The 23,931-nt window shown below is 60.8% G+C and carries 25 protein-coding genes, 1 tRNA gene and 1 other RNA gene; 7 read left to right on the top strand and 20 right to left on the bottom strand.

Going from position 1 to position 23,931, the window contains the following annotated elements; all coding sequences use genetic code 11:
- The first annotated feature begins 1 nt into the window (after position 1).
- A complete protein-coding gene (locus ACLRGI_RS17735) occupies positions 2–814 on the top strand; it encodes an acyltransferase domain-containing protein (RefSeq protein WP_419202880.1) in 813 nt (270 codons plus the stop codon).
- On the opposite strand, the gene ACLRGI_RS17730 is transcribed toward ACLRGI_RS17735, so the two are convergent.
- From ACLRGI_RS17730 to rnpB, 4 genes are all read right to left on the bottom strand, one after another.
- Entirely contained in the window at positions 799–1,599 is an 801-nt protein-coding gene (locus ACLRGI_RS17730; RefSeq protein WP_419202879.1) for an HNH endonuclease family protein, read from the bottom strand. The two genes, ACLRGI_RS17735 and ACLRGI_RS17730, sit on opposite strands and share 16 nt — an antisense overlap.
- Before the next feature lie 118 nt (positions 1,600–1,717).
- Positions 1,718–1,927, bottom strand: coding sequence for a hypothetical protein (locus ACLRGI_RS17725; protein ID WP_419202878.1), 210 nt, complete (start codon positions 1,925–1,927; stop codon positions 1,718–1,720).
- Between the two features lie 73 nt (positions 1,928–2,000).
- On the bottom strand, positions 2,001–3,488 hold the full coding sequence (locus ACLRGI_RS17720; RefSeq protein WP_419202877.1) for a glyceraldehyde-3-phosphate dehydrogenase: 1,488 nt from the start codon (positions 3,486–3,488) through the stop codon (positions 2,001–2,003).
- Between the two features lie 263 nt (positions 3,489–3,751).
- Positions 3,752–4,142: RNase P RNA component class A (gene rnpB, locus ACLRGI_RS17715), an RNA gene on the bottom strand.
- A gap of 57 nt (positions 4,143–4,199) precedes the next feature.
- On the opposite strand from rnpB, the gene ACLRGI_RS17710 reads away from it, so the two are divergent.
- Positions 4,200–4,964, top strand: a complete 765-nt coding sequence (locus tag ACLRGI_RS17710) for a YaaA family protein (RefSeq protein ID WP_419202876.1) — start codon at positions 4,200–4,202, stop codon at positions 4,962–4,964.
- A gap of 22 nt (positions 4,965–4,986) precedes the next feature.
- Here ACLRGI_RS17710 and ACLRGI_RS17705 read toward each other — a convergent pair whose 3' ends face one another.
- On the bottom strand, positions 4,987–5,724 hold the full coding sequence (locus ACLRGI_RS17705; protein WP_419202875.1) for a zinc ribbon domain-containing protein: 738 nt from the start codon (positions 5,722–5,724) through the stop codon (positions 4,987–4,989).
- A 90-nt stretch (positions 5,725–5,814) separates the two neighbouring features.
- Positions 5,815–6,726: a Nif3-like dinuclear metal center hexameric protein gene (locus ACLRGI_RS17700; RefSeq protein WP_419202874.1), complete on the bottom strand. Its 912-nt coding sequence runs from the start codon at positions 6,724–6,726 to the stop codon at positions 5,815–5,817.
- Between the two features lie 145 nt (positions 6,727–6,871).
- Here ACLRGI_RS17700 and msrA point away from each other — a divergent pair, with 145 nt between their 5' ends.
- The 3 genes from msrA (at position 6,872) to epsC (ending at position 9,024) form a co-directional block, all read left to right on the top strand.
- Positions 6,872–7,396 carry a peptide-methionine (S)-S-oxide reductase MsrA gene (msrA, locus tag ACLRGI_RS17695; RefSeq protein WP_419202873.1) on the top strand — a complete coding sequence of 175 codons (525 nt, stop codon included), beginning with the start codon at positions 6,872–6,874 and terminating at the stop codon, positions 7,394–7,396.
- Between the two features lie 66 nt (positions 7,397–7,462).
- Entirely contained in the window at positions 7,463–8,398 is a 936-nt protein-coding gene (cysK, locus tag ACLRGI_RS17690; protein ID WP_419202872.1) for a cysteine synthase A, read from the top strand.
- A gap of 41 nt (positions 8,399–8,439) precedes the next feature.
- The gene (epsC, locus tag ACLRGI_RS17685) at positions 8,440–9,024 is read left to right on the top strand and encodes a serine O-acetyltransferase EpsC (RefSeq protein WP_419202871.1); all 585 of its coding nucleotides are present in this window, start codon (positions 8,440–8,442) and stop codon (positions 9,022–9,024) included.
- On the opposite strand, the gene ACLRGI_RS17680 is transcribed toward epsC, so the two are convergent.
- Both ACLRGI_RS17680 and gnd read right to left on the bottom strand, forming a co-directional pair.
- A complete protein-coding gene (locus ACLRGI_RS17680; protein WP_419202870.1) occupies positions 9,021–9,860 on the bottom strand; it encodes an oxidoreductase in 840 nt (279 codons plus the stop codon). The genes epsC and ACLRGI_RS17680 overlap by 4 nt on opposite strands.
- Before the next feature lie 116 nt (positions 9,861–9,976).
- On the bottom strand, positions 9,977–11,413 hold the full coding sequence (gene gnd, locus ACLRGI_RS17675; protein WP_419202869.1) for an NADP-dependent phosphogluconate dehydrogenase: 1,437 nt from the start codon (positions 11,411–11,413) through the stop codon (positions 9,977–9,979).
- A gap of 220 nt (positions 11,414–11,633) precedes the next feature.
- On the opposite strand from gnd, the gene ACLRGI_RS17670 reads away from it, so the two are divergent.
- A complete protein-coding gene (locus ACLRGI_RS17670) occupies positions 11,634–12,362 on the top strand; it encodes a FadR/GntR family transcriptional regulator (protein WP_419202868.1) in 729 nt (242 codons plus the stop codon).
- 42 nt (positions 12,363–12,404) lie between these two features.
- Here ACLRGI_RS17670 and ACLRGI_RS17665 read toward each other — a convergent pair whose 3' ends face one another.
- From ACLRGI_RS17665 to ACLRGI_RS17655, 3 genes are read right to left on the bottom strand one after another with little or no spacing between them, the layout of a single operon-like run.
- Positions 12,405–13,454 (bottom strand): L-idonate 5-dehydrogenase, encoded by a 1,050-nt coding sequence (locus ACLRGI_RS17665; RefSeq protein WP_419202867.1) that lies wholly within the window; start codon positions 13,452–13,454, stop codon positions 12,405–12,407.
- Positions 13,454–14,224 carry an SDR family oxidoreductase gene (locus tag ACLRGI_RS17660; protein WP_419202866.1) on the bottom strand — a complete coding sequence of 257 codons (771 nt, stop codon included), beginning with the start codon at positions 14,222–14,224 and terminating at the stop codon, positions 13,454–13,456. Before ACLRGI_RS17660 ends, ACLRGI_RS17665 begins: the two co-directional genes overlap by 1 nt.
- A gap of 34 nt (positions 14,225–14,258) precedes the next feature.
- The gene (locus ACLRGI_RS17655; RefSeq protein ID WP_419202865.1) at positions 14,259–15,167 is read right to left on the bottom strand and encodes an NAD(P)-dependent oxidoreductase; all 909 of its coding nucleotides are present in this window, start codon (positions 15,165–15,167) and stop codon (positions 14,259–14,261) included.
- Between the two features lie 69 nt (positions 15,168–15,236).
- Here ACLRGI_RS17655 and ACLRGI_RS17650 point away from each other — a divergent pair, with 69 nt between their 5' ends.
- Positions 15,237–16,304: a D-2-hydroxyacid dehydrogenase gene (locus ACLRGI_RS17650; protein WP_419202864.1), complete on the top strand. Its 1,068-nt coding sequence runs from the start codon at positions 15,237–15,239 to the stop codon at positions 16,302–16,304.
- Positions 16,305–16,312: 8 nt separating this feature from the next.
- Here ACLRGI_RS17650 and ACLRGI_RS17645 read toward each other — a convergent pair whose 3' ends face one another.
- From ACLRGI_RS17645 to ACLRGI_RS17605, 9 genes are all read right to left on the bottom strand, one after another.
- Positions 16,313–18,370 (bottom strand): acyltransferase family protein, encoded by a 2,058-nt coding sequence (locus tag ACLRGI_RS17645; RefSeq protein ID WP_419202863.1) that lies wholly within the window; start codon positions 18,368–18,370, stop codon positions 16,313–16,315.
- Between the two features lie 188 nt (positions 18,371–18,558).
- Complete coding sequence (locus ACLRGI_RS17640) at positions 18,559–19,917, bottom strand: MFS transporter (protein WP_419202862.1); 1,359 nt, start codon at positions 19,915–19,917, stop codon at positions 18,559–18,561.
- A 142-nt stretch (positions 19,918–20,059) separates the two neighbouring features.
- Positions 20,060–20,854 carry an IclR family transcriptional regulator gene (locus tag ACLRGI_RS17635; protein WP_419202861.1) on the bottom strand — a complete coding sequence of 265 codons (795 nt, stop codon included), beginning with the start codon at positions 20,852–20,854 and terminating at the stop codon, positions 20,060–20,062.
- Positions 20,855–21,075: 221 nt separating this feature from the next.
- Positions 21,076–21,366 (bottom strand): hypothetical protein, encoded by a 291-nt coding sequence (locus tag ACLRGI_RS17630; RefSeq protein ID WP_419202860.1) that lies wholly within the window; start codon positions 21,364–21,366, stop codon positions 21,076–21,078.
- Between the two features lie 128 nt (positions 21,367–21,494).
- Positions 21,495–21,570: transfer RNA gene (locus tag ACLRGI_RS17625), tRNA-Val, on the bottom strand.
- 66 nt (positions 21,571–21,636) lie between these two features.
- Complete coding sequence (locus tag ACLRGI_RS17620; RefSeq protein WP_419202859.1) at positions 21,637–22,593, bottom strand: NAD-dependent protein deacetylase; 957 nt, start codon at positions 22,591–22,593, stop codon at positions 21,637–21,639.
- Entirely contained in the window at positions 22,590–23,093 is a 504-nt protein-coding gene (locus ACLRGI_RS17615; protein ID WP_419202858.1) for a peroxiredoxin, read from the bottom strand. Before ACLRGI_RS17615 ends, ACLRGI_RS17620 begins: the two co-directional genes overlap by 4 nt.
- The gene (locus ACLRGI_RS17610; protein WP_026005795.1) at positions 23,090–23,509 is read right to left on the bottom strand and encodes a DUF3052 domain-containing protein; all 420 of its coding nucleotides are present in this window, start codon (positions 23,507–23,509) and stop codon (positions 23,090–23,092) included. The genes ACLRGI_RS17615 and ACLRGI_RS17610 overlap by 4 nt, the downstream gene beginning before the upstream one ends.
- A gap of 229 nt (positions 23,510–23,738) precedes the next feature.
- Positions 23,739–23,931: hypothetical protein (locus ACLRGI_RS17605; protein WP_419202857.1), on the bottom strand; the 193-nt coding region annotated here is incomplete at its 5' end.

The following is a 23,931-nucleotide window of genomic DNA, read 5'->3' as shown; positions in this document are numbered from 1 at the left end:
CATGATGGCCAATCTTCACACAGAGCTTTTTGAACTCCTGGATATCACCGGCGAGGATGCCACTGACTGTGCGCGCCTTCTGGACACCCCTCCGAATGAACCTGTCCTGCAGGCAATGGAGGCGATGCAGGAGAGGCTGGGGGCCTTTCCGGCAGACAGCATTCGGGCAGACGGCGCTACGGAGATGGTCTGGATCGAAGCACTCCTCCGCTTCGCTCCCTCAGCTCACAACTACCATCTGGAGCTTGGAATCAGTCCGGCTGTGTCGGCTGCTTCCCTTGCAGATGTTGGTTTACAGCTCCGAATCAACAGGCGCGTCCACGGCAGTTTTGGGCTGGACACGTGGAGCTGGCTGACATTGCATATGGCAGGCAACCTCTTCCGGCTGGGGCGGCTTCAGTTCCATTTGGTTCCAGCCGAAGACCAGGGTTCAGACTGGGTTCTTGGCGTCCACATACCCGAAGATGGCGGCCTCTCCCCCTCCCTGGTTGATGCCAGTTTTGAAGAGGCGAGATCCTTCTTCCCCCGGTACTTTCCTGACAAGCCAGCGCACAGAGCCACCTGCGATTCGTGGATGCTGGACCCGTATCTGGCAAAGCACCTGCCGGACAGCAACATCGCGTCATTTGCCCGGCGCTTTACGCTGGATCGCTGCTCTGATGCCCCTACTGACGCCATTTACTTCACGTTCAGGCAGCGGGGACTCCAGGACCTGGATAAGCTACCCAGGGAAACCTCACTCCAGCGTGTGGTCCTCGAGCGGATCGACGACGGCGGCACTTGGCAATTGGGGCACGGTCACCTGTCACTGTAGATGGTTTGCTGTTCCGGGCAGGAAGACAGGACCCGCTTCATGGCGTCCTTTTCGGCCTGGGTAATCCAGAGTTGATACGCCGCTTTCACCGAGATCTGTCGGGCAACGTAGTGGCAGCGAAAATTCTTGTTGCCAGGAAGCCACGTGGCCGCGTCACCGGCACCCTTCTTGCCGTTGGCGGGCCCGTCAGCCGCGATCAGGTTCAGCGGATCGTTCGCAAACACTTGCCGTTGTTGGACAGTCAGCTGCTGGGCGCCCTTCTGCCAAGCGTCGGCAAGGGCCACCACATGATCAATTTGAACGGCAGAACTGGTGTCCTGGCCTCTTCTAAAAGTCACCCAAGCCCCGGTGTATGGTTCCTGAAAACTTCCGCCGCCGACCTTGCACGATGAGCCCTCCGTGAATTCGACTGCCGCGAGGTCCCTTCGCAGAATGTCATTTCTGGTATCGCACCCATTGCGATCCACGTCCGCCCACGCTTGTCCGAAAGCGGCCCGGTCGTAGTCTGACTTAGCTGCCCGCCCTTGGACCGCGAGTCGCTCCAAGGCGTCGATTGCTTTTTCAGGTGCAACGGGCGATGCGCCGCGAAGGGGTTTCATCCAGGCGGAATTGTAGACGGGGGCTTCGCTGGGGCCAGCGGCCCACGGTTCAGCAGTGCTAAATTGTCCCGTAATGAAATACCAGGAAAGCCCTGTCACGACAGTCACACCGGCCAGTCCGAGAATGGCCCAAGCTTGCCGTGACCTTCGCCTGGCGCGTTTATAGGCTGACCATGTGATACTCAAGAGACTCCATCCGGGGGGAAAAACAATGTCCTACGAGAGTAGGACAAGGCCCCGACAGTCAGAGTCGATATCCACAGTGTGCAGGAGAAGTCACACTGCGGACGAGGAGTGTTTAGGTTTATTGCTCTCGCATGACCCGCTGGAGGTCCTCGGTTGCCACGGCGAGGAGGCCGCGTAACTGCTCGACCCGCTGATCCGGGACGTCGCCTGCAGCGTTGGCTGCGATGGCCTGATCCAGAAGTTTCCGGGCCTGTTTGTGGTTGGCTTTTGCCACGTCCAGGGCGTGCTCCAGGGTGGTTTCATGTTCCAACGTTGATTCGTTTTCCATGAACCCATTTTGATCAGGTTTCCCGGCTGATACCAGAGACTCAGCCGGGAAACCCGTGAATACTTCGGAGCTTTTAGGCTCCTGCCCCTTCAAGAACTGCGATGGGAGCTACCACGTCACGGGCAGGGAAGGACGGCGGGTTCACGCCGGCCATTTCTTCCATGACACGGACTACCTGGCAGGAGTAGCCGAATTCGTTGTCGTACCAGACATACAGAACGAGGTTCTTGTCATGGGAAATGGTGGCGAGGCCGTCCACGATGCCCGCGCGGCGGGAGCCAACGAAGTCGGTGGAGACCACATCGGGAGAGTCGATGTAGTCGATCTGCTTGCGAAGATCCGAGTGCAAGGACATCTCGCGGAGGAAGTCGTTGACTTCGTCGCGGGTGGTTCCCTTTTCAAGGTTGAGGTTAAGGATGGCCATGGAGACGTCCGGGGTTGGTACGCGGATCGCGTTGCCGGTGAGCTTGCCCTGCAGCTCCGGAAGCGCCTTGGCTACGGCCTTGGCAGCACCGGTCTCGGTGATGACCATGTTCAGTGCTGCCGAACGGCCGCGGCGATCACCCTTGTGGAAGTTATCGATCAGGTTCTGGTCGTTCGTGAACGAGTGCACCGTCTCCACGTGGCCGTGGATGATGCCGAACTTGTCGTTGATGGCCTTGAGCACCGGCGTGATGGCATTGGTGGTGCACGATGCCGCGGTGACGATCTTGTCGTCGTCGGAGATGTCACGGTGGTTGATGCCGTGGACGATGTTCTTGAGTTCGCCCTTGCCCGGCGCGGTCAGCAGGACCCGGGCAACGCCCTGGCTCTGCAGGTGCTGGGAGAGACCTTCGGCGTCGCGCCAGCGGCCGGTGTTGTCAACTACCAGAGCGTCCTTGATGCCGTAGGCGGTGTAGTCCACGGTGGCGGGGTTGTCAGAGTAGATGACCTGGATCTGCACGCCGTTGGCGGTGATGGTGTTGGCTTCCTCATCCACGCGGATGGTGCCTTCGAAGGAGCCGTGCACGGAGTCGCGGCGCAGCAGGCTGGCGCGCTTCACGAGGTCGTTCTCGGCGCCCTTGCGGACCACGATGGCTCGGAGTCGCAGGCCGTGGCCACCACCGGCCTTCTCGATGAGGATGCGGGCGAGGAGGCGGCCGATGCGGCCAAAGCCGTAGAGAACGACGTCGGTGCTGGTGCGGTCATCAGCGCCGCGCTTACCCACGATATCTGCGAGCTCGGCCCGCAGGTACTCATCCAGGGAGGCGCCGTTGCCTTCGGCCCGGAACTTCTCGGTCAACCGCGCAATATCAATGGCAGCTGCGCCGAGTTCCAGCTCGGACAGGGCGTTCAGCAGGGGCGCGGTCTCCTCAAGCAGCAGCTCGTGGTTGCTCATCCGCCGCGCGAAACGGTGGGCCTTCAGGATGTTCATGGTGGACTTATTGATCAGGCTCCGGCCGTGGATGCTCGTGACCACATTGTTTTCCCGGTACAACCGGCCGATCACCGGAATCATGGCCTCGGCGAGAGCCTCCCGGCCCATCCACTTATCAAGACAAGAATCTGACGTCTGGCTCACAGAACTACCTTCCTTGGGTCAACCACATACGTCCTCGTATGCAGATGGCAGCGGCCGCCCGGAGTAGTCCTGCGGCACATGCGCCGGCGGGCTTCGGTCCACCCACAGCGCCTTGAACGAGAGCAAAGAAAATCCGCCGGCTGCGAACGCAGTCCCGGCGGCAGAACATCTACGTTCAGTAACCATTCTAGGGCGGAAGTCAGGGGTGAAGGCCGCCCGGGGGCGTGAAATCACTCACACGGGAGAAAACCGGGGGTCATAAATGGATGGGTCGACCGATACGCCGGGTTCTGTCATCCCCTGCCGTTACCGGAAAGGGAGTGGCGGCCATCCATCTACGAACGCCGTTGCCGACGCCCTCCAGCAGCCTACCCGGACACTCGGGCGAGCAGCCCTCAAACGTGTCCTGTCTGGCCTTGCTCCGGGTGGGGTTTACCTAGCCTCCCCGGTCACCCAGGGAGCTGGTGGTCTCTTACACCACCGTTTCACCCTTACCTGCTGCCCGCGATCCAAAGACCGCGATGCGCAGGCGGTCTGTTCTCTGTGGCACTGGCCTGCGGGTTACCCCGAGTGGGCGTTACCCACCACCCTGCTCTGTGGAGCCCGGACGTTCCTCGAGCCACTTTCGTGGCGCGCGACCGCCTGGTCGACCCATCCGCCGTCCAGTCTACCGGCGTTGGGGCCAGCCAAAGACCCCGGTAATATCGACGGGTGCTGATTCTGCTGCCGCCTTCCGAAGGCAAGACCCCTGCTGCCAACGGCCCCTCCATCAACTGGGAAACACTCAGCTTTCCTGAACTGAACCCGTACCGGGCGAAGGTACTCGAAGCGTTGGGCTCGGTAAGCGCGCACGAGGACGCCCTCGCTCTGCTGGGGGTCGGCGCCTCCCTGCGGGACGACGTCGAACGTAATACGCGGTTGCATGCCGAACCGGCCGCCCCCGCGCATCAGGTCTATTCAGGGGTCCTGTATGACGCCTTGGGCTACAAGAGCATGACGCCGACGCAACGCCGCAAGGCGAGCGAATCCATCCTGGTGGTTTCCGCGCTGTGGGGCGCAATCGGATTCGGCGACCACGTGCCCGCCTACCGGCTGTCCATGGGAACTGCACTGCCCGACGTCGGACGCCTGGCTTCCTACTGGAAGCCGCAGCTTAGCGCCGCCCTTGCCTCCCGTGCCGAGGGGGAACTCCTGGTGGATTGCCGCTCGAGCACCTATGCCGCAGCTTGGGCTCCCCCAGCACCACAGACAGTAAACGTCAACGTCTTCAACGAGGCGAACGGCAAACGCACGGTTGTCAGCCACTTCGCCAAACATACCCGCGGGGAACTTGCGAGGCACCTGCTGACTAGGCGGGGCAAGGCTCCTGCAACCCCGGATCAGCTCCTGAAGGCTGCCCTGGAATTCTGGACTGCGGAACTAGTGGAGGGCACCGCCCGCAAGCCGCATGCGCTTAACATCATCCTGGCCAGCTAGCTGTAATACTCGGGAGGTTGGTTTAGTTCCACTCTGCCGAACGGACCAGGATGACACCTGAGTCCGGGCAAAAAACAATATCGTCCTCTGCAGCGGCTTTGACTTCGGCGAGGTCACCGGGGCTGAGCATCATCCCGGAGCCTTCGGACTTGCCGTGGAAAAGCCGTGCTGCACCGACTCCGCGCTTGGCAATGGTCTTCTCGTAGATGGCAAGCACTCCTGCGTCCAAAGATTCCGCAAAGGCGGCACGTTGCCCGCGGACCACCGTTTCTTCGGCTGCAATCTCCGCAATCGCTTCATCCAGCTCTGCCCGGATGCTGCCGAACGAGCCTTGGATGTCGTCAACAATCGCCTGCTGGGCAGCCTGACGCTCGCGCAACGTATCAAGGCGTTCCAGAATCTCGAGTTCCACGTCCTCAAGGTCCGAGCGGCGCTTGTTAAGGGAAGCAATATCGCTCTGCAGCGCCACCAGGTCCTTTGATAGGCCGGTGCCGCTGTTGAGCCGGGTCTCATCACGTTCAATGCGGGTGGCTACCTGTTCCACGTCCGCTTCCGCCCGGCGAAGTTCGGCCTCGGCGTCGTGCACGGCAACCTTGGCAGCGCCAAGTTCGCCGTTGGCCACGTTCAACGCATCCCTGAGGTCCGTGATGCGTGGATCTGTTTCCAGGACCTTCCGGCGGCCGGCAAGCGACCTGAGCTTGGCATCGAGCCCCTGCAGTTCAAGCAATTTCAATTGTTCTGCCGGTGCTGCTTTCGCCACGCTTACCTCCGCTAAATCGCCACCGGTCCTGGGGATCAGGTCCGGCCGGACGGCCACTATCTGTCAGGACTGTCCGTATCCTTCTAGACTCTAGTCGCCGCCGGGAGTGAGTATGAAGTCCCACGGATCGCTGTTGGTTCCGCTGACACGGATTTCGACGTCGTAGCCCTGGTCCGCGAGCACGTTGCCCAGGGCGTCGGCTGCGGCAGGCAGCCACAGCCATTCACTGGCAAAGTGCGAAACGTCGATCAGGTAGGGCCGGCCGTTGGTGGCGCCTTCACGGGCCTCCGATGCAGGATGATGACGCATGTCCGCCGTGACATACACATCCGCATGGCTGGCACGAACAGCGTCAAACAAGCTGTCCCCCGCACCGCCGCAGACGGCGACGCGCCGGACCAGGCCATCTTTATCGCCGGCCACCCGAACTCCACCCGCGACCGCTGGCAGCATCTCAAAGACGCGCGCCGCGAAGTCACCAAGCGTCTCAAGGTCAGGGAGGTCTCCTACCCTGCCGATACCTTCCTCCGGCAAACCGTTGCTTGCAGCCGTCAACGGCGTGACGTCCTCCAAGCCGAACGCGTCAGCCAGGACATCGGAAACCCCACCCACAGCTGAGTCACCGTTGGTGTGCACCGTCAATAGGCCCGTCCCGGCCTCGATCAACCGGTGAACAGCGAGGCCCTTCGCGGACGTGGCTGCAACGGAATTCACCCCTTTAAGAAGCAGTGGGTGGTGGGTGATAAGGAGTTCCGCTCCCCACTCCACCGCCTCATCGATCACGGCCAGCGTGGGATCCACGGCAAATAGTATTTTGGTGACAGGGGCGTTGGGCCGGCCAACAACAAGGCCCACCTCATCCCAGTCCTCAGCCAGGGACTCCGGCCAGAGTTCCTCCACCGCCAGCAGCACCTGACCGAGCGTAGGATCACCGCTGGCGTCAACTGTTTCGTCTTCTTCGACGGCATCCGCATCAGAAATGTCGGTGTTTACTGCTTCCATGCTCTTATTCTTCCCTACCGGGGTCGATTTCTTTCCTACCGGGCCCAATCAGCGGGTTACTGCACCGGCAGCACCTCCCTGGAGTCGTAATTCTCCCGTAAGGTGAACCGGGAATCATCAGACCCTCCGATCCATTGAAGAGAACATGAAAACTTTCGTACTTGGCGGCGGCTGCTTCTGGTGCCTGGATGCCGTCTACCAGAAGACCCGCGGCGTCAGCTCGGTAGTGTCCGGCTACACCGGCGGCCACGTCCGCAATCCCGATTACTACGAGGTGTGCTCCGGAACTACCGGACATGCAGAGGTCGTGGCGGTGACCTTTGATGAGACCGTGGTTCCTGAGGAAGTCATCCTGGACATGTTCTTCGCGCTCCACGATCCCACCACATTGAACCGCCAGGGCTATGACGTTGGAACCCAGTACCGTTCATCAATGTTCTATACAACCACTGAAGAAAAGGTGTTGTTCGAGGAAGCCATCGAGCGCGCCCAGGCCCTCTGGGCCGATCCGATTGTGACCGAGGTCAGCCGCCTTCCCGAGTTCCATGAGGCCGAGGAAGTCCACCAGAATTACTACGCAAAGTTCCCGTATCAGGGCTATTGCCAAGTGATCATCAATCCGAAACTGGCAAAGGCACGGAAATATTACTCTGCATGGCTTACTGCTTAGCGGGGTTTCGATCCTGCTGGTTAGGCTGACCTCAGCAATCCCTCTTCAGAGATAGGCGTAATTTTCATGGCAAGGATCTACGACGACGTCACGCAGCTTGTCGGCCGCACCCCGCTGGTTCGCTTGAACCGGCTCACAGAAGGACTTGACGCCACGGTTGCAGTCAAGCTTGAGTTCTACAACCCGGCAAACAGCGTGAAGGACCGCATCGGCGTGGCCATCATTGATGCTGCCGAAAAGTCCGGTGCCTTGAAGCCCGGCGGAACCATCGTCGAAGGTACCTCCGGCAACACTGGAATCGCACTGGCCCTGGTGGGTGCCGCTCGTGGCTACAAGGTCATCCTGACCATGCCAGAGACCATGTCCACTGAGCGTCGCGTCATGTTGCGCGCTTACGGTGCCGAAATCGTCCTGACGCCCGGATCCGAAGGCATGCGCGGCGCCGTCGAGAAGGCTCAGGAAATCGTCGCCAACACGGAGAACTCCATCTGGGCGCAGCAGTTCGCCAATGAGGCCAACCCTGCGATCCACCGCGCCACCACGGCCGAGGAAGTTTGGGAAGACACCGACGGCGAAGTGGACATCTTTGTTGCAGGCGTGGGTACCGGCGGCACCATCACCGGTGTGGGCCAGGTCCTCAAGGAACGCAAGCCGGGCGTACAGATCGTAGCTGTGGAGCCCAAGGACTCAGCCATCCTCAACGGCGGCGCTCCAGGCCCCCACAAGATCCAGGGAATCGGCGCCAACTTCGTTCCGGAAATCCTGGACACCAACGTTTACGACGAAGTCCTGGACGCCACGCTGGAAGATTCGGTCCGCGTAGCCCGTGAACTCGGAGCACGTGAAGGCATCCTCGGCGGCATTTCCTCCGGTGCCATCGTGTGGGCTGCACTGGAACTGGCAAAGCGCCCCGAGAACGCAGGCAAGCTGATTGTTGCAGTGGTCTGTGACTTCGGAGAGCGTTACATCTCCACAGTGCTGTTCGACGACATCCGCGGCTAACACAACGCCTGCATGCCTTCATTTCCTGTAGAAAGGTCTTTGTGAGCTTCTTCGCAAGGCTTAAGGAAGACCTCGACGCCGCCCGGTCACATGACCCGGCGGCTCGAGGCTCTTTTGAGAACTTTTTCGCCTACTCCGGCCTCCACGCCATTTGGGCCCACCGGGTGACTCACCGGCTCTGGCAGAATCCGGCACTCCGTTTCCCTGCCCGCCTGATTTCCCAGCTGGCCAGGTTCCTGACCGGCATCGAAATCCATCCCGGCGCAACCATTGGGCGGCGATTCTTCATTGATCACGGCATGGGAGTGGTGATCGGTGAGACTGCCGAAATCGGCGAGGACGTGATGATCTACCACGGCGTTACACTCGGTGGCAGATCATTGGCCAAGGTCAAACGTCACCCAACCATCGGGGACGGTGTCACCATCGGCGCCGGCGCCAAGGTCCTGGGCCCCATCACCATCGGCTCCGGCAGCGCCATCGGCGCGAATGCCGTGGTGGTCAAGGACGCCCCGCCGGAGTCCATCATCACGGGGATTCCCGCCACCTGGCGGCACCGTGATGCAAGGTCGGAAACCAAACCGGCAGTGGATCCGGCCGAGTACTACATCGAATACCGCATCTAGCCGGACAGCCTTCGGTAGAAATTCCAGAAAACAGCATCGAAGGCGCGGTCAGGTAGAACTTTGCGCATCGCCAGGACACTCCAGGCGCCCCTGCCCACCGGGTAGCGGGTCCTGGGGCGTTTTGCCGTAGCTGCACGGACTATCGTTCCCGCCACCACCCTTGCCGGAGTCGATAAAACGTGCCCGGTTCCGGATGTTGATGCCAGAGCCGCAGCCACAATGTGCGCCTGCTGCTGGTAGGGACCGCCACCGGAAGTGGCCAGCAGACCCTCGCCTGCTATGGTGCCCCATTCGGTGTTTGTTCCCGACGGCTCAATAACGACGACGTCGATCCCGTGCGGTTTCAACTCCAGGCGCAGGGAATCGCTCATCCCCTCCACCGCGAACTTAGTGCCGTGGTACCAGGCGCCCAAGGGCTCGTATATTTTGCCCCCGATGGAGGTAACGTTGACGATCCGGCCCGAACGCGCGACACGCATTCCGGGAATCACGAGTTGAGTCATCCTTGCCAGGCCCATGACGTTGACATCGAACTGCCGCCTGCCTTCGGCCAACGGAACTTCCTCGAGTGAGCCATAGGAACCATAGCCGGCATTGTTGACCAGCAGGTCGATCCGCCCATGTGCCGCTTCAACCAACCGCACCGCCGACGCCATCGATTCCTCCGAAGTGACGTCCAAGGACAGAACTGTAATGCCGTGCTGCTTCAGCGGCTCCATCTTGTCCACACGACGTGCACCAGCGTAGACGGTGAAGCCGGCGGCGCTGAGGGCGATGGCCGTTTCAAAACCTATTCCGGTGGATGCCCCCGTGACAATTGCGGTACGGGATGCCATGGCTGGGTCTCCTTGAGTTCTTGGGGGCAAACAGTTGGTACCGAAAACAGTCCGGATACGGCAAAGGCCGGTCCCCACAGCGTAGCTGGGAACCGGCCTTTGACTGGAAGCTGCTGCTAGTGGGTGTCGACTGCCGAGATCTCGGACTTGTCTTCGCCCCAGAGCGTGTGGAACGTGCCCTCGGTGTCCACACGGCCGTAGGTGTGCGCACCGAAGAGGTCGCGCTGGCCCTGGATCAAGGCAGCGGCAACGCGCTTGCGGCGCAGGCCGTCGTAGTAGGCCAGCGAGGAGGAGAACACCGGTACCGGAATGCCCAGCTGGACGGCGGTGGCCACCACCCTGCGCCAGGCCGGAAGAGCCTCGGCGATTGCCTTGGTGAAGGCCGGAGCGAACAGCAGGTTGGCGGGCTTCTCCTCGGCTGCGTAGGCCTTGGTGATGTCCTTGAGCAGTTCCGCGCGGATGATGCAGCCTGCACGCCACAGGGAAGCGATTTCGTCCAGCTTGAGGTCCCAGCCGTATTCCTTGGCGGCGGAGGTCAGCATGTCCAGGCCTTGGGCGTAGGAGACCAGTTTGGAGGCGTACAGTGCCTGACGGACGTCCTCGACGAAGGTCTCGGGGATTTCCACGGAGGCTTCTTCGCCCGCGAGCAGTTCCTGTCCAAGCTTGCGCTGCTCAGTCTGGGATGACAGGGCACGGGCGAAAACGGACTCGGCGATACCGGAGACCGGGGAACCGAGCTCAAGGGCGGAGATGACCGTCCAGCGACCCGTCCCCTTCTGGCCTGCGGCGTCCACGACGACGTCTACGAACGGCTTGCCCGTCCTGGCGTCAACATGGCCCAGGACCTCAGCGGAGATTTCGATGAGGAACGAGGATAGGTCGCCCTTGTTCCACTCAGCGAAGATTTTGGACTGTTCGGCGGGCTCGATCCCGGCGCCGGAGCGTAGGAGGTCGAATGCTTCACCGATGACCTGCATGTCGGCGTATTCAATGCCGTTGTGGACCATTTTGACGAAGTGGCCAGCGCCATCGGTGCCGATCCAGGCGCAGCACGGTTCGCCGTCGACCTTGGCCGAAATCTTTTCCAGCAACGGGCCGAGGGCGTCGTAGGACTCACGGGATCCGCCGGGCATGATGGAGGGGCCGTTCAGGGCGCCCTCTTCGCCACCGGATACACCGACGCCGACGAAGTGGAGGTCTTTCTTGGCCAGCGCGGCTTCACGGCGGCGGGTGTCCTCGTAGTGCGAGTTGCCGGCGTCAATGATGATGTCGCCGGCCTCGAGCAGTGGTTCGAGCTGCTCGATGACGTTGTCAACGGGCGCGCCTGCCTTGACCATGATGAGGACGCGGCGGGGCTTTTCGAGGGAGTCGACGAGTTCCTGCAGCGTTTCCGTGCGGATGAAGTCGCCGTCCGTGCCGTGCTTTTCGAGCAGGGCGTCAGTCTTTTCCACGGAGCGGTTGTGGAGAGCCACGGTGAAGCCGTTGCGGGCGAGGTTGCGGGCCAGGTTGGCGCCCATCACCGCAAGGCCGGTGACACCGATGTGTGCTGACATCAAAACTCCAATTCGTTCGTGTACAAACAGACCTGCCTACCCTCCCGGGTATGCAGGAAGCGATTTCAAAACCAGGGGCTGTAATAAACCATACGTATTTAAGTCTTGGGCGGGAAAGCGGCGCCCACGTTTTGGAAGGGTGCCGCGTCATAAACAGTCTATGATGCCGGCCCCGTGCCACCTGCGCGCAGGACGTCCCGGCGCCACTATGCTTACCTCTATGTCAACCAGCCTCCACCACCGCGCCGTCGAGCATCTGGGCACCAGGATCGTCGGTGGCGCCCTTCCTGCAGGCCACGTCATGCTGGCCGAGCACTTGGAAGAGGAACTCAAAGTGTCGCGCTCGGTGGTGCGTGAAGCTGTCCGTGTGCTTCAGTCGCTGGGACTTGTGGAGACCATCAAACGCGTGGGCATCCGTGTCCTGCCTGCCCACCGTTGGAATCCATTCGATCCTTTGGTAATTCGGTGGCGGCTGGCCGGCGAGGGGCGTGGCGCCCAGTTGAGGTCGCTCGCGGAGTTGCGTTCCGCCGTCGAGCCCGTAGCAGCAGAGCTGGCCGCAGGGAACGCGCCCGAAAGTCTTCGGCAGGAGTTGGTTGGCATCTCGCTGGCCATGAAGGAAGCCGGTGATGCTGGCGACATGCCCCGGTTCCTTGACCTTGATATCCGGTTCCACGCGCTGGTCCTTTCGGGCTCGGGCAACGAAATGTTCGCCAACCTGATCGGTCAGGTCACTGAGACTCTTACCGGCCGCACCGTCCACGGGCTCATGCCCGAACACCCCCAAAAACAGGCGCTTCAGTGGCACATGGATGTGGCCCACGCGATCGATGCCGGTGACGGTTCCGTGGCGCGCGACGCTGCCGCGAAAATCATGAGGCAGACCATCGCGGAGCTGGCACCCAGCTGGAATGACCAGCCCCGCGTTTTCGTCCCCGTCGCAAAGAACTAGTCGCTAAGAACTAGTTGCGTATGGCTAGTCGCCAAGAACCGGCTACTGCCGGAAGTTCAGCAACACCTTGCCCGATTGGGCTGAATTCTTTGCCACCTCAAAGGCTTCCACGCCTTGGGCGAGGCCGAATTCGTGCGTCACCACGGGGTCGACATACAGCGAACCGTCGGCCAGGGCAGTGATCACTTCATCGATTTCGTCGTTGAAACGGAACGAGCCGAGCAGTTCCAGTTCCCGGGTGATGGCGAGTGAAATGAGCACCGGCTGGGGTCCGGATGGCAGGAGGCCAACCATCACCACCTTGCCACCCCGGGTGGCGCCCTTGAAGGCCGAAGCCAGTCCGAAATGACTTCCGGAAGATTCAACGACGACGTCGGCGTCCACCCCCGCAATGGCCATGGCATCGTCACCTTTGAGGGCTTCGTCTGCTCCGACGGCGCGGGCAATTTCCAGCGGCTTGTCATGCATGTCGACGGCGACAATCCGTGCCGCGCCGGCGCGCTTCAGGGCGGCGATGACGAGTGCGCCGATAGGGCCGCTGCCAATCACGAGGGCGGTCTTTCCCTTGACGTCTCCGGCGCGGCTGACCGCGTGCCAGGCGACACTGGCGGGTTCCACGAGTGCGGCGGTGCGTAGGTCCAGGTTCGCCGGCAGCGGACGCAGCATCCTTGAGGGAAGGTTGGCGTAGCGGCGGAAGGCGCCGTCCGTGTGCGGGTACCGTGCGGCGGAGCCCAGGTAGGTGCATCCCGGGGAGAGGTTGGGCCGATCCTCCGGGTATCTGACGTCCCCCGGGGCCGGACTGGCCGGATGGACAGCAATCGGCGTTCCCAGGGCCGGACCAGTACCATCACTCGCTGGCTGGACCACCACCCCGACGATTTCGTGCCCGAGGACCATCGGCTCTTTGAGGATGGACTCCCCCGCTGCGCCATGAAGCCAGTAGTGGAGGTCTGAGCCGCAGATCCCGCCGTACGCGATCTCCACGATCGCTTCGTCGGTGGCAGGTGCCGCCAACGGGATCTCTTCGATCCTGAGATCGCCCTTTCCGTGGGCTACGACTGCGGGGCCGGAGGCGGGGAGACTCATGCTCATCAGACCACCACCGTCATTCCGCCGTCGACGAAGATCGTCTGGCCGTTCACGAAATTGGATGCCTGTGAGGCGAGCCATACCGTGGGCCCGGCAAGGTCCGCTGTTGTCCCCCACCTGTTGGCCGGGGTGCGGCCAAGGATCCACGAGTTGAAGTGGGCGTCATCGACCAGGTTCTGCGTCATTTCAGTATGGATGTACCCGGGTGCGATGCCATTGATCTGCAATCCGGCGGCGGCCCACTCTGCAGTCATGGCACGGGTGAGGTTGCGGAGCCCACCTTTAGCCGCCACGTAGGGAGCAATGGTGGGGCGGGCGAGGTCGGTCTGGACCGAACAGATGTTGATGATCTTCCCCTGTCCGCGGGGGATCATGTGCCTGGCGGCCTCCCGGCCTACCAGGAAGGCGCTGGTGAGGTTGGTGGTGATGACGCGTTCCCAGTCCGTCACGTCGAGGTCAAGCATGGGCACGCGGTGCTGAATTCCGGCGTTGTTCACAAGAATGTCCAGTGGCCCGACGTTCTGTTCGATCCAGGCCACTCCTTCGGCGACAGCCGTCGCCTCCGTGACATCGAAGGCCCTGCTGTGGATCCTGCCTTCCGGGTAACCCGGAACCATTAATTCGTGGGCTGCATCCAGGCGGCCTGGATGGATGCCATTAAGCACTATTGTTGCCCCGGCATCGGCGAGGCCCTTTGCGAGGGCGCTACCGATCCCCCGGCTTGAGCCAGTGACCAAGGCAATCCGCCCGGTCAGATCAAAAAGTCCACTCATGGTTTGTTCTTTATTCCTTCTCGGTAGCGGCGGTTCAGTGGCTGTTTTTCGTCGCGGCCGGTGGTTGGCTCAGGTTTGCGATGGTTTGGCGAACGACGGCGAGGTCCTGGTCTCCGAGTCCTTGGCGTTTGAGTTCTGCGTAGAGGTCAATGGCGGCCGAAGCCATGGGAACGGCGGAGCCAACAGCCTCGGCGCTGGTGAGTACGAAGGCAAGGTCCTTGTGCATGAACTTGGCCGGACCGGTGGGCGCATAGTCCTTGGCGGAAAGGCGCGGCCCAACATTGTCCAGCACACGGCTTCCAGCCAACCCTCCCGAGAGGACCTCATAAAGAGCCTCTACATCCAAGCCGGATCGCTCGGCGAGTTCGGCTGCTTCGGCGAGCGCCGCCGTCGTGGTTCCGACGATGAGTTGATTGCATGCTTTGGCGAGCGACCCCGATCCCAGCGGCCCCATGCGTCGAACGGTGGTCCCCATGGTTTCCAGGAGGGGCTTAAGTGCATCAAACCGGCTTTGGGTCGCGCCCACCATGATGGCGAGGCTTCCACTCCGGGCTCCTTCAGTGCCGCCGCTGACCGGTGCATCCACCACAACGGCGTTACCGCCGGATGCCTTGTGGACGGCTTCGCCAAACAGGCTGACCGCGGTTGGCGAGACGCTGCTCATGATGACGACGGCGGTACCCTGCTTAGGCGGCTCGTTCCGCCAGGATTCGAGCAGGTCGGCGGAGGCTTCTTCGATGTAGGGAAGGTCGGGAAGCATGAAGAAGATGGCATCCTCATCGCGCAGTTCAGCGACGCTGGCCGCGCGCTTGACGGTAAGGCCCTCAAAGGCGGCACTGGAGCGGTTCCAAGCGGTGACGTTCCATCCGGCCTTGGCTATGTTTGAGGCCATGGGCGCCCCCATGAGACCTAAGCCAATGAATCCTACGCGTGTACGTGCCAAGGCAGGTACCACCTCACTTCTTCGTGGTCATCTTCGAATTACTGTTCAATATCCTAGCCGCCATTCAGTATGATGAACAGCATGACGACTGCTGAACTCACCATCGCCATCGCTGTGCCGCTCGAAGCAGAGCACGTAGAGCTGATCCGCGCTGTAGATCCCTCCGTAACCGTTCTCTACGATCCCGAGCTTCTTCCGTCGGAACGCTATCCCGCCGACCACGCCGGGGACCCCGCGTTTAAACGCACGCCAGAGCAGGATGAACGGTACTGGGAGATGCTGAACAGGGCGCAGGTCCTGTACGGCTTTCCCAACGAGAACCCGGAAGGACTGGCGCGCATTGCCGGCAGCAACCCGCACCTGCAATGGATCCATGCCATGGCGGCCGGAGCCGGCGGGGCGGTCAAAGCTTCCGGACTCGACACCGAAACCTTGCGGAAGTTCCGCGTGACAACATCCGCTGGCGTCCATGCGCTGCCTCTGGCGGAGTTTTCAGCCTTCGGCATCCTCAACGGATTCAAGCGCAGCGCAGAAATGGCGCAAGACCAGGCTGTCAAGGTATGGCCCGAGCTGAGGACGCCAACCAAATTGGTCAATGGCTCAAGAGTGGTCATCACGGGCCTCGGTGAGATCGGCATGGAAACCGCCCGAATTGCGCGAGCCCTGGGAATGAAGGTCAGCGGAACCAAGCGCAACGTCGAAGCCATCGAAGGCATTGACGAGGTAACCACCAATGAGCGCCTCCCCGGCTTGCTGGCTGAAGCCGACGCAGTGGTCAACACCCTGCCCGGCACACCGTACACGGAGAAGCTGTTCAACAAGGACATTTTCTCGGCCATGAAGCCGGGAACCGTCTTCGTCAACGTTGGCCGTGGAACCGTGGTTGATGAGGACGCGTTGCTTGAAGCCCTGAACAACGGCCAGGTTTCATATGCGTGCTTGGACGTCTTCACCGTGGAACCGCTACCACGGGACAGTCCTCTGTGGAATCACCCCCGCGTACTGGTGTCACCGCACACCTCAGCCCTTAGCTCCGCGGAAAACCGCCTCATCGCCGAACGATTTTGCAATAACTTGCGCATCTTCCTGGCCGGCGGCGAACTGCCTCATCTGGTGGACCCGGTCCACTTCTACTAGGCAGGCAACTACCATCCTGTGGCGTCAAACCACCTCTCGGACAACGTCTCGGCCATGGTCCTGACGTAAGTGCTCGAGAGGTGGTTGTCGTCCAGGTAGACATAAACGTTGCCCACGATGCCCGGACACGACGTGCCATCACAGATCAGGTCCGTCATGTCCAGAATGGACAATCCCGTGAAAGTCCCCTCCAACTCATCCAATGGATTGCTTTCGGCAAGCACCGAGGACTGGGCGGGACGGCAGCGAGGGTCCTCCAGGCCTGAAGTCATAGCGCACTCACTGGGGCTAAATGAAAAGCGTGGGTTGTCCCTCATGGCGATGACCTCCACACCTTGATCAGTGATCTCCCCAACAAGCTCGTCAAGACCCCAGGTGAGGTCCTCCTCCGGAGAGTCCGGAACCGCCGCCGTCCCCACAAGAAAGACAGCATCCGGCCGCTGAATACGGATGTGTTCCCGGACGTTTCGGTTGAAGGCGTTGCACTCGTCACCCACCTCGTCCGTTTCGGTCATGAACGGGCAGGCACCAAACGTGATGGCCTGCACGCGCCACCGGTGTTCCTTGGCCAGCACGCCGATTGCACCGAGCCACTGCAGTGAATGGGACTGGCCTACAACGAAAACGGTCTTCGTCGCGTCAGCGCCGACGTCGTTCTGCTGGCATTCCGCGAACAGTACCGGGTCCGTTGGCCGGAGATCCCCGGTACATTCCCCCTCCAGCCTTCCCCAATCCTCCGGAAGCTGCTCGGGGGTGGGGAGCGTCCGTGCGCCCTCGCTCACACGGTCAACATAGCCTGGCAGCAATGCCTGCGCGCCGGGATTATCGTCAGCAGTCTGTGTGGCGATGATGTTCTTCTCCACTTGCCGCTGGTACCCAAACTGCACCAATGGTGCGACCCCAACAGCAAGGCAGATAAGCACAGCCAAAGCCAGGCGTCGACGCTTGGCTTCCGGCCATCGCCATGCGCGCAGGGGTTGCTCCACGAATCGTGTGGTTAGAAAGGCCAACAGTAGGGACGCACCCACGATCAAGGTGCCGGTCAGCACGTCTGCCTGGTCCCGGTCAATCCACACCAGGGTGATCACCAACAATGGCCAATGCCACAAGTAGAGGGCATACGAGGTTGATCCCAGTCCGACCAAAAGCTTCGACGATAGAATGCGGTCCACACCCAAGCGACTTCCCGACTGCCCTGCAACGATAACTGCCACCGCCGAGAGCGTGGGCCACAAGGCCACGAAACCGGGAAATGCGGTCTGGACCTGAAGAAGAGCGCCGCAACTCAGCATGGCAACAATGCCTACCCAGCCAAGCACGCTTCGCAGTCCTTGACCGGGCCGAAGGTACGGAAGCAACAAGGCCACAAGTGTGCCCAAGGCAAATTCCCAAAGTCTGGCAAAGGTATCGAAATAGGCTAATTCCTGGTTGGCTGCTGTGAAGTAGACCGAATATGCCAACGATGCGGCGAAGATCAGCCCGAAGACTCCGAGCAGCACACCCCTGTAGCTCAGACCTAACCGCCGGCAGGCAAAGGCGGTTGCAACAAAGATGGCCGGCCAGAGGATGAATACCTGCCCTTGGATAGAGAGCGACCAGAAGTGTTGGAACGGACTAGCCAGACTTTGGTCTGCCGCATAGTAATTGACTACCTGACGCTGGAGCAGCCAATTTTGGACATAGAACAGGGACGCCCATCCCTGATTGACTATTTCGATCCACCGGGTGCGGGGAAGGATCAGGTAAGTGGCTGCCAAGGTGCCAAGCAGCACTACGACGACGGCGGGCAACAGCCGCCAGAACAGGTGCAACCAGTGCCGCACCAGTGATACCGGCCGGGCATCCTCGTAGCGGTTGACGAACTGGAGCGTCATAAGGAAAGCCGAAATCAGCAGGAAGACGTCCACTCCACCTGAAACCCGGCCGAACCAGATGTGGTAGGAGACAACCATGAGCACGGCCAAAGAACGAAGGCCCTGGATCTCGGGTCGAAACCTGCTCCCCGCTCCGTCAGCACGGACCTGCCCTCGGCTTTCCGGTGACGCAAGGCCCTTGGTTGCCGTCATCGACATTCCCCTCTTTCGCTGCACCAATTCTGCACTGCCACCCGCGGATTTCCACCATGCTCTCCTGGCTCGGTTTTGTGTCTTCGAACAAAGCAGAGCGGCACCCTTCACAGGAAGGGTGCCGCTCTGTTGGTATTCGTCTGCAGCCGCTCTACGTTTGATTGTTCCTGATGGTCGTTCCCTGGAAGTTACTTGGCGTCTTCCGTGCTGACGAGGTCCCTGCCTGCCGTTTCCGGAGTAAAGAATGTGGTCACGAAGGAGATGAGCGCCAGGACCAGCGAATAGATGGCCAGGACCAGCCACGAGTGGTTGGTGGCGGCCAACATGAGCGCACCAAGTAGCGGGGCAAGTCCACCGGCCAGGACCGCTGAGATCTCGCGGCTCATAGCGACACCCGTGAAGCGGTACTGCGAGCCGAACAGCTCCGGGAGAAGGGGGCACTGAGGGCCAAGCATGGACTGAACGCCGATTGCGATGCCCACAGCCATGACAATCCACACCAACGTGACGTTGCCCAGGGTGACCAGGTAGAAGGCCGGAACCGCAATGATCGCCTGAAAGAGCGCGCCATAGCGGTAGACGGGGACGCGACCGAACCTATCGGACAAGGCGCCGAACGTGACCACCATGACGGCGGCGAAGCCGGCAGCGATCAGCAAGCCCACAGGACCGATGGAGTTGTTGCCTGCGAAGACACCGGCAGGCATGCTCATGAACGACACCAGCAGGGCTGAGTAGATCGAAGAGTTGCCGTTCTCTCCCATACGGAGACCGATGCCAAGCAGCACATTCTTCTTGGAGTGCTTCCAGAGAGCACCGATGGGGTTCTTGACTACGTTCTTGTGCTTCTCCAACTCCTGGAAGGCGGGCGTTTCCTTGAGCTTGAGGCGAATGAAGATAGCTACGGCGATCAGAATGAAGCTCGCCAGAAAGGGTACGCGCCACAGCCAGCCCTGGAGGACGGACTTGTCCGCCATCGCTATAAGCGCGAAGGTTCCCGCCCCGAGGAGCGTGCCCAGCTGGATACCGACAAACGGCAACGAAGCAAAGAAACCACGACGGCGGCGCGGAGCGACTTCCGAGATCAGGGTGGTTGCGCCGGCCTGCTCGGCGCCGGCGCCGAGTCCCTGGATGATCCTCAGCATGACCAGCAGAATTGCTCCGAGCATTCCCGCCTGTTCGAACGTGGGCAGAAGGCCGATGGCGAAACTGGCCGTTCCCATCAGCGCGATTGTCAGGATGAGGACCATCTTCCTGCCGAACCTGTCCCCGATGTAGCCGAAGATCAAACCTCCGAACGGACGGGCAGCAAAGCCAACCCCATAGGTAGCGAAGGAGGCAATCAACGCACCCTCCGGGCCGAGCGGTGAAAAGAACAGCGGACCAAAGATGAGCGCGGACGCCAAGCCGTAAATATAGAAGTCGTAGTACTCCAGCGCGGAGCCTACAGAGCTGGCCAGCGTCGCCCGCCGTAGTTGTTCCGGCTCAACTACGGCGTCGTCAGATCCGGCTGCGAGCTTTTCATTTGCACGAGTTATCACAAGCACTCCCTCAAAATCACCCCGAACCCCCGTTGGCCCGGCGAGATAGTGATGGCATCACCGCCAAGATCACTATAGTGAACAGCGTACAGCTTGCTGGACTCGGTGCCAAGGTTGTAATCAGATTTATTTCGTGGAAGATGGCTGGCTAGCCCATGGGGTTACCTAGGGAACGTGCCAATTCCTTGAGCTCCTTGACCATGGAGGCTCCCTGCTCCTCCGAGTAGGTAGCCTTCAGCGCTGTCACAGAGAGGCCCAGGCTTGGGCCATGAGCTCCATGAGTCGGCACCGGCACAGCCAAGCACACCACGCCCACCGTTGACTCTTCGTCCTCGAAGGCGTACCCCTGCTTGCGGATCGTGGAAATCTGGGCCTTGAGCTCCTCCGCGGTCTTGAGTGAATTTGCGGTCATGGTGGGCAGCCCCATGCCGTCCGGGAACATCGCGTCAATATCGTGATCATGCAGCTGTGCAATCAGCGCCTTACCCACGCTACAAAGCGAGACCGGCATCTTGTCACCGATATTGGAAGTCAGCCTGACTGCAGGATGGCCCTCGTACCTTGCCAGGTAGATGACGTGGTCGCCGTCGAGCATGGCGATCCTCACAGTCTCCCCGGAGAGCGTGGGCGCCTGCTCACAGTACTTATAGAACTCCTGCACCTCGTCGAGTCTGCTCAGGTATGCGGCCCCGAGTTCCACAAGCTTTCGCCCCAAGGCAAAGTCGGCCCCCTGCCTGGTGATAAGGCGAGCTTCTTCGAGTGCCAGCAACAGGTTGGACGTAGAAGACTTGGGGATGCCGAGTTCACGCGAGAGATCACTCAGTGTCAAACGGCCGGTTGGTGACTCAGCCAGGACCTCCAGCACGGCGGCAGCACGAGTGACGGCAGGCGCCGGCGACGAAGCGCCCAGCCCTTCGGATCGGGTGGTGCGGGAATCGGCCATGATTCTCCTTCGGCAGCGCATTTCGACTGTTCATTCTGCTGAACAGTACTCATCATAGTGGAATAGGGAAGGCGGAGCCGGGCGGAGGACAGCTTCATTCCGCTAATAGCCGGGCCATACTTTCCAAACCCAAAAGTTCTCTGTATATTCATCTTCGAGCTCTCCACCGCGGCATCCCCCAATAGTCGTGGTGGAGAGCTCATCCATTTCCCGGGCCAGCACTATGCCGCAGCGAGTTCCTCGCCCCGGAGCCGCCAGCCACCGCCCACGCCATCCCGCACCAGTTCCCAGGTAGCGATTCCGGAGCGCGGGTTGTTCCCCAAGCGAACCTGGACCTGCCAGACCTCAACATCCACCCGGCCCTGCCCTCGCGGCATCCGCCGGGACTCTTTCCACCAAGCCACCCGTTCAAACCAGCGGACCGGCTCCACTACCATCCGCCATTCCCGGCCACCCCTTACGACGATCGGCGGGGCGCCCGGCTCAACAGCCGGGATGTATATGTGCTCCATGGAAGAAACCGTAGGGCGGGGGTCTGACATTCAAGACCAGCGCATAGGCAAAGGAGGCAGGAGTAGCAGAACAGGCAAGTAAAAACCCCGTCCTTCAAGTCTCCTGACTTGAGTGACGGGGTTTCTCCTGGTGGGTCCTACCGGGATCGAACCGATGACATCCACGGTGTAAACGTGGCGCTCTACCAGCTGAGCTAAAGACCCAAACCGCTGCTTCCACGCTTCGTGACTTCCTCAGCGCTTCAACCAACGAACAATGACTCTACATGATCAACCGCTGGAAACACCAATCGGCGCGGGAGCCCATGGAAGATCCGGCAAAGCACGCGCAAGGTAGTCCAAAGCGCCGCTGACTCCCACTTCCAATTTGAGCTCAGCAAAGTCGTCGCCACGGGTTGTCCCCCGGTTGATGATGACCACTGGTTTATCTGCTTTTGCGGCGTGGCGAACGAACCGCAGTCCGCTCTGAACCGTCAGCGACGAACCCGCAACCAGCAGCGCGCCGGCGTTGTCCACCATTTCGTAGGCACGGGAAACTCGATCCTTGGGGACGTTCTCGCCGAAGTAGACAAAATTCGGCTTCAACGTCCCACCACAGATGGGACAGACAGCCATCACAAACGAAGTGATGAGTTCGGGGTCCTCAACTGTTGCGTCCGCATCGGGGGCCATCTCTACAAGTCCGGACGCCATCGCAGCCTCCAGGAACCCAGGATTGATCTCTTCAAGGATCGCTGCGATCAAACGCCTGCTGAAGGTGTGCCCGTTGCTGAGGCAAACAACCTGGTCGAAGCGACCGTGCAAGTCCACCACGTTGACGCTTCCGGCATCCTCATGGAGCCTGTCAACGTTTTGGGTAATGAGCCCGGTCATCAGGCCTCGACGCTCCAACACCGCGATGGCTACATGGCCTGCATTGGGATCGGCGTGCCTAAGGTGGGACCAACCGATGTGGTTTCGCGCCCAGTAACGCCGCCTGTTTGCCTCACTTGCTACAAATTCCTGGTATGTCATGGGGTTCCGAGGCGCAGATCCCGGCCCCCGGTAGTCAGGAATACCGGAATCCGTGCTCAACCCGGCCCCTGTGAGTACCGCCAAGCGCTTACCGCCAAGGAGATTCACGGCTAGGCCGAGTGCTTCCAGCTCCAAAGGGTCCAGTTGGGCCACGGGCGCGGGTGCCATGCTGGCAAATCCAGTCATGCCAACTCCGGGCCTGGGATGACTCATGACCGCTGGTCCGCCAATGACGACAACGCCCGGCGATATTCGGAGAAGTCCCGCGCCTGTCCGCGCGGATTGACAACCACGTAACGGATGATGCCTTCAGCATCGATGATGAACGTCCCCCTCAAAGCCATCCCGCTTCCTTCATCGAAGACGCCATAATTTCGCGCTACCGCACCATGCGGCCAAAAGTCCGCCAGAAGGTCGAAGCCGAAGTGTTCATGCTCAGCGTAGGCCCGTTGCGCGAACTTACTGTCGACGGAAATCGCCAGCACCGTGGCATTCGTATCCTCGAAAGCGGCAATGTTGTCGCGAATCTCACAGAGCTCTCCTGTGCAAATGCCGGAGAAGGCGAAGGGAAAGAACACGAGGACAACATTGCGGCCCAGGAAGTCCGTCAAACGGATGGGCTCGCTGTGTTGGTTCAGCAGTTCAAAATCCGGCGCAGGCTGCCCTGTTCGAGGTACGAGCCCCGAGGCGGGCGCCTGCTGGACTTCGGTCACTTGTTCTTCTTGGGCACCAAACGCGTGGCGCTCCAGTCCTTCGAAACCCCTGCCGATGTGGTCAGGTGCAGTCCCGAGGTGGGTGCGGCATCCTGGATGTCTGCCGGCGACACGTAGTTGTCACGGCCCGACTTTGGCGTCAGTACCCAAACAACTCCGCCTTCCTTCAGGTTGGTAAGCGAATCCATCAGGGCATCAACAAGGTCACCGTCGCCATCCCGCCACCAGAAAACAACAGCATCCACGACGTCATGATCATCTTCATCCAACAACTCGGAGCCTGTGACATCTTCGATGTCGTCACGCAAGTCGAAATCGACGTCGTCGTCGTAGCCGCGTTCCTGAATCAGATCCCCATCTTTGAAACCCATTCTTTCCGCCACATTTACCGATGTGGCGGCGTCGGCCTCGCTCACGTTTCCTCCTTTTGCAGTGACTTCCATTACTAACAGCCAACACCCTTTGGGCGTGTGCTTCAAGCTATTGTCCCAGCCAGCGGCCATATTCCGCATTCCATACGGTGTTTCACCGCCACGAGGATTGCGTGCTTTGCGTCACGGAGGCCGCCGGGGTGTGACATACAACGCTCCCTCGGGGCCGTGGCTACGCATCCCGACGCCGCGAAAGCTAGAGTGGCCATGAGCGCTAAGGCTGCAGGGCGATCGCCTCGGAAAATTCCACAGGCAGCCAAGCGCTCACAAGAGACCTGCCCGGCGCATCCGACCGGGCTGTTGAAACAGAGATGTCGCACACGACGCGTTCACGACGGGCAGTTACCCTGCCGGACTTGAGGCGCCGATGCATGCGCCTAAAGGAAGGTTGGACGTGGCTGCAGGAG

It is taken from the genome of Paenarthrobacter sp. PPS72 (assembly GCF_048537125.1).
GTDB classification, from domain to species: Bacteria; Actinomycetota; Actinomycetes; order Actinomycetales; family Micrococcaceae; genus Arthrobacter; species Arthrobacter nitroguajacolicus_E.
The sequence above is the reverse complement of the archived record's forward strand: the minus strand, read 5'-3'. Positions and strand labels throughout refer to the sequence as shown.

Excerpts from the sequence above, each read along its gene's own strand:
- ACLRGI_RS17735 (WP_419202880.1), top strand. The coding sequence starts at position 2 with ATGATGGCCAATCTTCACACAGAGCTTTTTGAACTCCTGGATATCACC.
- ACLRGI_RS17725 (WP_419202878.1), bottom strand. The coding sequence starts at position 1,927 with ATGGAAAACGAATCAACGTTGGAACATGAAACCACCCTGGAGCACGCC.
- ACLRGI_RS17700 (WP_419202874.1), bottom strand. The coding sequence starts at position 6,726 with ATGGAAGCAGTAAACACCGACATTTCTGATGCGGATGCCGTCGAAGAA.
- msrA (WP_419202873.1), top strand. The coding sequence starts at position 6,872 with ATGAAAACTTTCGTACTTGGCGGCGGCTGCTTCTGGTGCCTGGATGCC.
- cysK (WP_419202872.1), top strand. The coding sequence starts at position 7,463 with ATGGCAAGGATCTACGACGACGTCACGCAGCTTGTCGGCCGCACCCCG.
- ACLRGI_RS17680 (WP_419202870.1), bottom strand. The coding sequence starts at position 9,860 with ATGGCATCCCGTACCGCAATTGTCACGGGGGCATCCACCGGAATAGGT.
- gnd (WP_419202869.1), bottom strand. The coding sequence starts at position 11,413 with ATGTCAGCACACATCGGTGTCACCGGCCTTGCGGTGATGGGCGCCAAC.
- ACLRGI_RS17670 (WP_419202868.1), top strand. The coding sequence starts at position 11,634 with ATGTCAACCAGCCTCCACCACCGCGCCGTCGAGCATCTGGGCACCAGG.
- ACLRGI_RS17665 (WP_419202867.1), bottom strand. The coding sequence starts at position 13,454 with ATGAGCATGAGTCTCCCCGCCTCCGGCCCCGCAGTCGTAGCCCACGGA.
- ACLRGI_RS17660 (WP_419202866.1), bottom strand. The coding sequence starts at position 14,224 with ATGAGTGGACTTTTTGATCTGACCGGGCGGATTGCCTTGGTCACTGGC.
- ACLRGI_RS17650 (WP_419202864.1), top strand. The coding sequence starts at position 15,237 with ATGATGAACAGCATGACGACTGCTGAACTCACCATCGCCATCGCTGTG.
- ACLRGI_RS17645 (WP_419202863.1), bottom strand. The coding sequence starts at position 18,370 with ATGACGGCAACCAAGGGCCTTGCGTCACCGGAAAGCCGAGGGCAGGTC.
- ACLRGI_RS17635 (WP_419202861.1), bottom strand. The coding sequence starts at position 20,854 with ATGGCCGATTCCCGCACCACCCGATCCGAAGGGCTGGGCGCTTCGTCG.
- ACLRGI_RS17630 (WP_419202860.1), bottom strand. The coding sequence starts at position 21,366 with ATGGAGCACATATACATCCCGGCTGTTGAGCCGGGCGCCCCGCCGATC.
- ACLRGI_RS17620 (WP_419202859.1), bottom strand. The coding sequence starts at position 22,593 with ATGAGTCATCCCAGGCCCGGAGTTGGCATGACTGGATTTGCCAGCATG.